The sequence below is a fragment of the Collinsella sp. genome, assembly GCF_052346665.1.
Lineage (GTDB): Bacteria > Actinomycetota > Coriobacteriia > Coriobacteriales > Coriobacteriaceae > Collinsella.
Window position 1 is genome coordinate 1 of the sequence record NZ_DAWDUX010000004.1, and the last position, 7,359, is coordinate 7,359.

Here is a 7,359-nt window from a genome sequence, read left to right on the forward strand (position 1 = left end):
TAGGAGAGGAAATCTTTATACGAGCTTTTGATTCCGTAATGGAGATCGAATCCGTTTCCAATGATATATAGACGTTCTGCTGATTGCATTTAGTTTCCTTCTCATGCACGTTAGTTTTATCGCCCTTTTGGCTTGCAACTTTACTATATTCGTTGAACTTGAAGTTATGCATGAGGGCTTCATCCGGCGGTTGATTCTCCGCCTCATTAAAGGGGCAGCTGCGTCAGTATGGTGGGGCCCGTCCGGACGTCTATACAGATTGCGGGTTAACACAGCCTGCACGGGAAAACGCGACGCTTTCAGCTGAATTCCGCAGGACTGACCGCTTCGTTGTGCTTAGCCTTTCAGTATTCGACATAAGTCTACAACCAACCGAAGCATTGTCGAATCGTCGGCACGTTTCTAAACGGTTGATTTCCAGCCTCAGCGAAACACCCTGTCCGAATGGCGCGTTTTCGCTGGTGTAGGATTCGTGAGGAGGCGTCGCGATGAGTCCTGAGGGCATTCTCCGCCGACCCGACGCGCGCTGCTTTCGGACTCAGCGCGACGGGTGCCGCACGCCTGTTCGGTTGTCCCCGGGGGCTAGTCTGCCAGCCAGTGTTTCGTCAAGTAGTTTTGAGCGGAAGGGACTGCGGTGGGAATCTTGGACCGAATTCATCCTATGCTGCTAGGCCCAAATCCCTGCGGTACTGCATGGGGCTCCTGTAATCCAGGTCGCCCTTTATCCTGACATCCCTGTACCATCTGAGGTAGGCGTCGAGCATCCCCATGAACTCCTCGATCGTGACCTCGGCCCAGTCGCAGCCGTGGAAGAACTCTATCTTCAATCTTCCGAAGAAGCCCTCGCACCTCGCGTCGTCGGGGCTGCATCCCTTCCCCGGCATCGATCTGACCAGGCCGTTCTCATCGCATATCCTTATCCATCCCGGCCGGCGGCAATGGCGGCCGCGGTCCGAGTGGATCTTGGGATGGTCTCCCTCGCCGAGCCGCTTGCACGCGCCGAGCGGCGACGAGTTGGCCATCTCGGCGTCGGGCGAGGTCGATACCGGCCAGCTCGGCGGCATGCCGTCGAAGCAGTCCACGATGGGCGACAGGTACGCCTTGCCGGCGGGGATGCGGAACTCGGCCGCGTCGGTTATCCAGAGCTCGTTCGGCTTGTTCGAGCGGAAGCGGTGCCCGCCCCGGTCGTCGCGCAAGAGGTTGGCCGGCGCCTCCGAGACCTCGCCCTCGTAGGAGCTGTAGCGCCGCTTCTTCCTGGCGGCGCGGGCGAGCGGGCCCTCGTCCCTCATGATGCCGCGGACCGTCCGCTCGCCTATCGCCGCGCCGTCCCCCGCATCGGCGTTGACCTGGGCGTACACGCGCCTGTGGCCGTATGTGCCGCCGCCGGCCCCGGACGCCTCGATCACGGCCTTGCGGGCGGCCGCGTGCCTCTCGGTCTCGTCCTTGGCCTGGGCGCTCCTCGCGTACTCGCAGCTGCTCTTGGCCGTGCCCGCCACGGGCAGGATCTCGCAGAGCCTGTATTCAGCCCTCAGCGCCTCCACCATCGCCGCCTTCTCCTCGTCCGCCGGCAGCTCCGGGTCGGCGCCCCGGTCTTCTTTTACCATCTCGAGGGTCGCCTGGCGCGCGTCGAGCCCGAGCTGCACCCGCCCGAGCCGCATCTTCGCCTCTCGCAGCATGTCCCGCAGGACCTCGATGCCGTCTGGCAGGCCGTCGTATTCCCTGCTCACGGGGACGCCCTTCTCTCCGGTGTCCCCGCCATTATCGCCCATCATCTCCCTTCGCCAGACGTGGGGCGCCGTCCTCGACACGCCGTGCTTCTCGGCGACCTCCGCAGCGGTTCCGCTGCGGGACCCGGGCTCGGCCACCGCCCGTATCTTCTCCGCGAGCGGGACAGGACCCGCTTTCGGGCTCGGCCCCCTGTATTTCCCCCGCCCGGGGGCGAGCTCGTCGATCCAGCCGCAGAGGCACTCCCCGCTGGCGGGATAGCCCATCCCGCGCATGGTCCCGGCGAGGCCCTTTCCGTGCGCGAGGTAGTAGTCCACGGCGGCCCGCCTCATCTCAAAGGCGAGCTTGGGCTCCCGCCGCCGCTTCGGGGGCCTGACCTCCCCATGCTCCAGATAGTCCTTGTGCCGGGCCCCGAGCGAATGCCTCGTCGGGTACCCCAGCTCCGCAACAGTGCCTGCATGGCCATGATCGAATCTGATGAAGGTCTCGATCGCGATCCTTCGCTGTTCGGTGCTGAACATGCGGCTTCCTTCCTGTCCCGTTTTGGTTCAGGATCACCACCGCAGTCCCAGTGGTCAATTTTAGATTAGCGCTAACACTGGGCTTCCTCGAGCAGCCGTACCCCGACGCGCGCCTGCACCCGTTGCAGCACCTCGGCCACGCGGCGAGGATCTCGCATGCCGCCTCCAGGCCGTCGGGCGCCTTGGCGCCCTCCAGGGCCTTGGGGGCGACCACGTAGCGGTGCCGCTCCACCTCGTTGGAGACCGTGGACGGCGCCCTCCCTATGGCCTTCGCGATCTGGCGGCAGGAGGCGCGCTTCTTGAGCATCTCCTCTATCTGGTTTCTGTCATGCCTCGTGAGGCGGATGTACGCCCTTCCGGTATCGCCCTTCTTCCTGTTGGCCATTCGGACCTCCCTCTGTTCCCGGGCCCCCTATCGGGCCCGCAGGAGAAGGAGGTTCTCATACTTATCGCTACGCGTATCGCTGAGTTTTCGAACCGTTTCGCTCAACTTGCAAATCTAGGCTGAATACTCAAGCGGTATGCAAGTCATCGAGTTTTCATGTGGAGTTAACCGAAGCCGTATCATATAACCGCACTGATGCTTTCCCTGCTTTGCGTGCATTTGGACGTCTCGAAACCCATCGACTTGTTCTCCGGCGCTTTTGCTTTGATTTTTGAAGTAATGATTGAACAAGTTAATTTGATGATGGAGGTTCATATGAACGATTCGATGATGCTTCTCATGTTGGCGGCTGGCTTAAGTGGAGGTTCCGGACGTGATGCCGTTGGGCAGGATTAGCGTACTTAAGCCGTGGGTTCGATGCCCAAGCCTCCACCACTTTTGGCAAGATGCCATTACCCACGTCATCCGTTGTGCTAAATTCAGTTTAACTGTTCAAATCTATAAATCTAATATTGATATCTGAACACTGTTCAGTATACTGAACTGAGATACTAGTTCTGAACATAGGAGTCCGCCATGCCCCTCTCGAGAAGATCATTTGAGGTTCTAAACCGTATTCGTGAGTGCTCTGGATGTGGCCAGCGAGAGATCGCCGAGAAGACTGGTCTATCTCTGGGTACTGTCAACGCTGCAGTCAGAGATCTTGCGAAACAGGGCCTTATTGACGGTGCTGAGATAACCGATGCTGGATTCGAGGCCTTGCATCCATACAAAGTCGATAATGCCATCATCCTGGCTGCCGGCCTCTCTAGTCGCTTTGCACCCATCTCCTATGAAAAACCCAAAGGTCTCTTGCGGGTTAGGGGAGAGGTACTTATTGAGCGTCAGATTGAGCAGCTCCGAGATGCAGGTGTCTCCGACATTACAGTCGTGGTGGGTTATAAAAAGGCGTATTTCTTCTATCTTGAAAGTAAGTACAGCGTGAGTATTGTCGTTAACGATGAGTATGCTTCGCGCAACAACCATTCTTCGCTCTATCGGGTTCGCAATCGGCTGGGGAACACTTACGTCTGTTCCTCTGACGACTATTTCACGACTAATCCTTTTGAGCCGTACGTCTGGCATGCATATTACGCTGCTCAATGGTCGGAGGGCTCAACGAGCGAGTGGTGTATGAAGACGGGTTCTCATGACCGTATCATTGACGTCTCCGTAGGCGGCTCCCACGCTTGGTACATGCTTGGGCATGTTTATTTCGATCGAGCCTTCTCTAAACATATGGTTGAAGTGCTCGAATCGGAGTATGACAAGCCCGAAACGATTGACAAGCTTTGGGAGGATTTGTTCATCGACCATATCAAGGAATTTGATATGGTGATTCGTCCGTATGATGATGGCATTATTAATGAGTTTGACTCTCTCGATGAGCTTCGTGTTTTCGATCCGGCTTTTATCGAAAATGTCGATTCCGATATCTTCGATAATATCGTCCAGATTCTAGGCTGTTCAAAGAGCGAGATTCATGATGTCTATCCGCTTAAGCAGGGGCTTACAAATCTTTCCTGCCATTTCGCGACAGACTCCGGTGAGTATGTGTATCGTCATCCAGGCGTGGGAACTGAATTGCTGATTGACCGCGAGGGAGAGGTTGCAGCGCAGAAGGTTGCGCGTGAACTTGGACTTGATGGCACGTATATTTTCGAGGATCCCAAGCGTGGTTGGAAAATAAGCAAGTTTATTCCTAATTGTCGAAATATCGATCCACATGATGCCGGGCAGGTCGCAAAAACTATGCGCATGGCTCACGATCTCCATGCATGCGATGTGATTGTCGACAGGCATTTTAATTTCTTCCGAGAAGCCAAGCGATACGAAGCCTTGCTGCTCGAAAAGGGTCCGATTGATATCCCCGGCTATCATGAACTTGCCGTTCGCTTCGACAGGCTCGCATCGCATGTTAATGAAGACGGGGCACCCGTTTGCCTTTGCCATAACGATTTCTTTGAGCTTAATTTCCTCGTTGACGAGGACGACGCCTATTACCTTATTGATTGGGAATACGCCGGAATGAGCGATTATGCCAACGATTTCGGTACATTCTGCGTGTGCTGTCAATTGTCCGAGAAAGAAGTGGATAAGGCTCTAGTTGCGTATTTCGATCGTGAACCCACCTTGGAGGAGCGTCGTCATAATCTCGCACATATCGCGCTTGCCGGCTGGTGTTGGTATCTTTGGTCGCTTCTCAAAGAAGCCGAGGGTGATTTTGTGGGTGAATGGCTTTACATCTACTACAACTACGCAGTTCTTTATATCGACAAGGCGCTTGCTCTGTACGGGGAGGAGTAGAACATGAAGTACGGTCTGTTCAGCGGTGTTCTATGGGGACTCGATACAGTGATTCTTGGAATCGGGCTTGCCCTTGCACCATATATTGGATCAGTGGAGGCGCTCGCTTTTGCCTCCATCGTCGGTTCGTTTTTACATGATGCGTTTTGCGCTATATGGTTGCTTGGTTATATGGGCGTACGCCATCGTTTTGCCGACACCCTTAACGCCCTCAAAACAAGGTCGGGGAAGGTCGTGATGGCTGGTGCCCTGCTTGGAGGCCCTATTGGAATGACGGGGTATGTGGTTGCCATTGCCAATCTGGGGGCCGCTTACACTGCCATCATCTCTGCTTTCTATCCAGCAGTTGGTGCATTTCTCGCGTTCCTGCTGCTTAAAGAGAAGATGACCAAAGGTCAGATTGTTGCCCTATTTGTGGGTCTCTTTGGCGTAATGGCCATGGGACTGTTGTCTGCCGGTGACTCTCAGGTTGTAAATGCTCCATTCGGATTGCTTGGCGCTCTCTTGACCGTTGTCGGTTGGGGTTCTGAGGCTGTCTTATGCGCATGGGGCATGAAGGACGACTCTGTTGATAATGAGACGGCTTTGCAGATCAGAGAGACGACATCCGCCCTTGTATACGGGCTGATTGTTTTGCCCGCCATGGGGGCCTGGGGCTTTACTTTGCAGGCCATTCCAAGTTTGGCGACTGGCTACATCGCGCTCGCTGGCTTGGCGGGGGCTGCTTCATATCTCTTCTACTACAAGGGTATCGCGGTGATCGGTGCCTCTCGTGCGATGGCGTTGAATATTTCTTATTCTGCCTGGGCGGTACTGTTCGGCCTTATTCTGCTGGGGGCGGTTCCAACTATTTCTACTATTATCTGCTGCATGGTAATTCTTGTGGGTACGATCCTTGCAGCGTGCGACTGGAATGAGCTATTTGGAAAGAAAGCAGTTCGGTAATCTCGAATTGAGGAGTGGCCTTAGGACGGGGCCGTCGTGCGATGTACGCGACGGCCCCTGTTGGTAGCCTAGAATATTGACATGATCATCGTGACGATTTTAATCCCATATTCTTTGCTTGACGCCCATCCAACATGATGGGGGTTTTCTTGGATGCCAAGATGTTGGACGTAGGGGGAGCTTCCTTTTTTAACCAAGTTGAACCGTGGATCAACGCAGGCGTTAGTGAGCACAGGATTTTCCTGAGCATATGCTTTGAGGTGCTGTACTTGCGCCCTGAGCCCAGTTTTTACATCTTTAAAGCTTGCTGGCTTTCCACCCCCGTCTGTTGCTCCGAGTCCACCAAAGTTGTATTGGTCGATGGTAACCGCTCCTCCGAATCTAAGGTAACCGGTCTCTAGCATCGCCTGACAGAAAAGGACACGAGGGTCAACGCCTTCTGCGCTTGCCTCATCGTACAAGATGTTGCAAAAGGCCAAAATGGAGTCTGCTCCGCCCTTAGAGAGTGCTTTTGTTGGATATTGAGCAGCTGACATCGTATATGCGGCGACCATCTTTTTGACTGTCGCGCCTTTGTTGGGGCTCGAGGCAATAATGGGCATCAAGGCTTGCGATTTTTGCGAGTCCCATTGGCCGCCGGCTGAGAAGTATTCATACTTTCCGTTTATGAGATTCCAGCCAGTTGCCATAGCTCCGCTCGCGTGCATATAGTAACGCGAGTCGTTGTAGTCTTGCCAGCCTGTTAGCATTGCTCCATTTTGGTCGTGGTAATACCACGTTCCGCCTAATAGCGACCAACCCGTGACCGGAATCCCCACATGTAAGAAATACCACGTGCCATCGATAAGCTGCCAGCCTTCCCCATAGCCGATCCAAGCGCCCGAGGGGGCGAACTGGGACCATGCACTGCCGTCGAACCCCCATCCAGTTGCCATGGCGCCAGATGAACTAAAGAAGTACCACGTACCATTTATGGTGTGCCAGCCGGTTGTCATTGCGCCAGAATCATGAAGAAAATACCACGTATCCCCAAGCTTGAGCCATCCGGTCGCCATGGCGCCGGACGCGTAGGAGTAATACCATGAGCCGTCAGCGATGTACCAGCCCGTTTTCATCGCACCGCTTGCCTGATCGAGGTAATACCACGTTGGCCCTTGGTTGAGCCATCCAGTTGCCATAGCTCCTGAGCCGTGGAGGTAGTACCATGTTCCGCCTATGCTCTGCCACCCGGTAAGCATCGCGCCAGACGAATTGGAGTAGTACCAAGAGCCATCAACGATGTACCACCCGTTGAGCATCACATTTGTTTGAGGGTTGAGGTAGTACCAAGTTCCCCCTATGTTCTGCCACCCGGATAGTGCCTCGCCGGATCCGTCAAAAAGATACCAATTATTGTCTACAAGCTGCCAGCCCGTTTGCATCGCGCCAGAAGGTGCA

At 55.1% G+C, this 7,359-nt stretch carries 5 protein-coding genes and 1 pseudogene; 2 read left to right on the top strand and 4 right to left on the bottom strand.

The features are described from left to right. From ACT8II_RS01285 to ACT8II_RS01295, 3 genes and pseudogenes are all read right to left on the bottom strand, one after another. The coding region (locus ACT8II_RS01285) for an AbiH family protein (protein WP_443812863.1) at positions 1–89 on the bottom strand (89 nt) is incomplete at its 3' end. 570 nt (positions 90–659) lie between these two features. Next, positions 660–2,246: an IS3 family transposase gene (locus ACT8II_RS01290; protein WP_443812840.1), complete on the bottom strand. Its 1,587-nt coding sequence runs from the start codon at positions 2,244–2,246 to the stop codon at positions 660–662. 232 nt (positions 2,247–2,478) lie between these two features. Then, positions 2,479–2,631, bottom strand: a pseudogene (locus ACT8II_RS01295) (helix-turn-helix domain-containing protein); the annotation flags it as partial. 576 nt (positions 2,632–3,207) lie between these two features. Between ACT8II_RS01295 and ACT8II_RS01300 the strand changes: the two are divergent. After that, entirely contained in the window at positions 3,208–4,977 is a 1,770-nt protein-coding gene (locus ACT8II_RS01300; RefSeq protein WP_118653357.1) for a phosphotransferase, read from the top strand. A gap of 3 nt (positions 4,978–4,980) precedes the next feature. After that, complete coding sequence (locus tag ACT8II_RS01305) at positions 4,981–5,922, top strand: DMT family transporter (RefSeq protein WP_118653359.1); 942 nt, start codon at positions 4,981–4,983, stop codon at positions 5,920–5,922. Between the two features lie 68 nt (positions 5,923–5,990). Here the strand turns inward: ACT8II_RS01305 and ACT8II_RS01310 are convergent. Continuing rightward, positions 5,991–7,359, bottom strand: a 1,369-nt coding sequence (locus ACT8II_RS01310; protein ID WP_443812841.1) for a glucosaminidase domain-containing protein, incomplete at its 5' end; no start/stop codon positions are given.

Bases quoted from the DNA above. Each gene is read 5' to 3' on its own strand.
- ACT8II_RS01305 (WP_118653359.1), top strand. From the start codon at position 4,981: ATGAAGTACGGTCTGTTCAGCGGTGTTCTATGGGGACTCGATACAGTG.
- ACT8II_RS01290 (WP_443812840.1), bottom strand. From the start codon at position 2,246: ATGTTCAGCACCGAACAGCGAAGGATCGCGATCGAGACCTTCATCAGA.
- ACT8II_RS01300 (WP_118653357.1), top strand. From the start codon at position 3,208: ATGCCCCTCTCGAGAAGATCATTTGAGGTTCTAAACCGTATTCGTGAG.